3 protein-coding genes are annotated in these 2,090 nt (G+C 32.9%); all 3 read right to left on the bottom strand.

Annotated features, from left to right (window positions below):
• Positions 1–194: TIGR04149 family rSAM-modified RiPP (locus HMPREF2794_RS20640; RefSeq protein ID WP_139147282.1), on the bottom strand; the 194-nt coding region annotated here is incomplete at its 3' end.
• Between the two features lie 200 nt (positions 195–394).
• Positions 395–622, bottom strand: a complete 228-nt coding sequence (locus HMPREF2794_RS20630; protein WP_139147281.1) for a hypothetical protein — start codon at positions 620–622, stop codon at positions 395–397.
• 71 nt (positions 623–693) lie between these two features.
• Positions 694–2,090 (bottom strand): energy transducer TonB (locus tag HMPREF2794_RS29310; RefSeq protein ID WP_070752508.1); only part of this gene is annotated, 1,397 nt, incomplete at its 5' end.

The raw sequence follows: 2,090 nt of genomic DNA, 5'->3' as shown, positions 1-2,090 counted from the left end.
TCAAAATCATATTGAGAATAATAAGAACTACCACTAGAACCAGAAGAACCATAATAGCCACCATCACCATTCCAACCACCAGTATAATAGTAACCACCAAAGGTGCCACCTATATAATGACGCATCTCTTCTTTTCCTAATACAGGAAATAACTGTCGCAATCCCTGAAAATTTGTTTTTGTAATCTTCTTCATATTTAAGTTCTATTTATGGTTCAAAATATAAAAATTTCGAGTTGTTTTATTTTCCAGTTCACTTTTTGTCAAATGCCCCACTTCACCTGTCACGGAATCATAATATTTAAAATAACCATTTATGCTATTTTTTACGCCTGTGACAACAACATCATGCAATTGCTGATATGAAACACTACTCACCTGATCCTCTTGTTTTATCAACCGCATACAAACGGTTTACCTAGAACTACAGATTTGGTTATTTCAGACACTTCTCCTACTATTATTACATCAAAATAATCATCCAAAATATTTCCCAGTAGCTCATCCCTTATCACATATCTATTAATGTTATTATCTTTATAACTTTTTAGATCGGAAGTAATGGATGATACAGATAAATCTATACCTAATAACACTATCACAGAACAAACAATCTCTTTCATCGTCCTCATATTCAAATCCTAGTTGAAAATCACTGCATATTTCTCTTTCAAAATCACTAACCTTAAATACTTTACTTCAATTTAAACATAATAGGTATAGTATAATAAGAACGTACTGCCTTACCATTTCTTAATCCAGGTTTCCATTTGGGCATCTTTTTAATAATTTCTAATACTGCTTTCCGAAAAAAAGGATTCTTACCTAAAGGATTCCTATCCAAAATAAAATAAGGATGTGTTACTTCTCCGTCTTTTTCTACAATTACTCTTACACATAAATATTCTTGTTCATGTGATGAGGCATATACACTTGTCTGCTCCGCTAAATAATGAAGCAATGCCTGTTCTCCACCTGAAAATTCGGGCATTCTCTCTAATTTATCATAAACATGCTCACCGCTCAATTTTTCTTTTCGAACAATCATATTTTCATCTAATCGTGTTCTCCTGCTTCTATAGGGTAAAATATTAAATGTATCAGTATAACACTTCCAATCGCAATCCGCTGGAGGAGAAACAAAATTACGTGAATACTCCATTTGCAGATATACTTTCTGATAATCCGGCGCATCCACTTTGTATTTTAGCAAATAAACCTTACCGGAAGCTATTTTAGCAAGCACATTCATTGAGTCAGTTGCAACTAATTCATATTTCTTTATCTTATCCAATTTATATAGTTCATCAGCTTTATAAAACTTAATAAAGCTCCCTCGATCCAATAAAGACACTATTTCCTCATACCGGAAATTCATCAATTCTAAAGTAATTTCATTGTGAGCGGAATAATAAACCCGAGCATCAACCTCCTTACGATGACCAATATAAATTATAGAATCCTGTTTCGGTTCAACAAACTCAATATAATCCTTAGGATCACGATACCAAAACACTCCATTAAGTGATTTCATATAGTGTTCAAAATTCTTTTTCCCTTCATTATTGTAGAAAATATACAAACAGATATATCCCCGAGTATTTTTCTGTATAACCATTACCTGACAATTATTATATTTATTCTCATATTTCTTCCACATTTTCAGAGGATAAGTAAGTACCGTATCAGCATTAAAGGCACTTCGGGCATAATCGGAAGATTTATAGCTGATTGGGCACTGATCCAATGAAAGATTCTGACCGGTATTCCAACGGAAATCAAATCGTATATCCTTGCAATGACTCGTATTTATTTCCTGTTTCAGATCAGGTAAAAGGTCTGCATCTATATACACAGAATCCCGACTAAAAACAGGAGGTATTTCAATAAATACAACGAAATTCTTATCCTTTGAAATAAGTTTATCTACAAAAATAGTCAAAGAAGCAGGATTGAAACTAGTATACTTCTCCGAATGAAAACATTCCAAATAGTCTTTTCCAGACCGTACTAAATCAAAATCAGCAGGTTGTGTATACTTCACTTGATTTCGACTTAAGGTATAAGCACTATGAACAAAAATATCGCCTA

This window comes from Bacteroides sp. HMSC067B03 (genome assembly GCF_001811315.1).
In the GTDB taxonomy this organism is placed as follows: Bacteria; Bacteroidota; Bacteroidia; order Bacteroidales; family Bacteroidaceae; genus Bacteroides; species Bacteroides faecis.
Note: the sequence above shows the minus strand (reverse complement) of the source record. Positions and strands in the feature narration are given on the sequence as shown.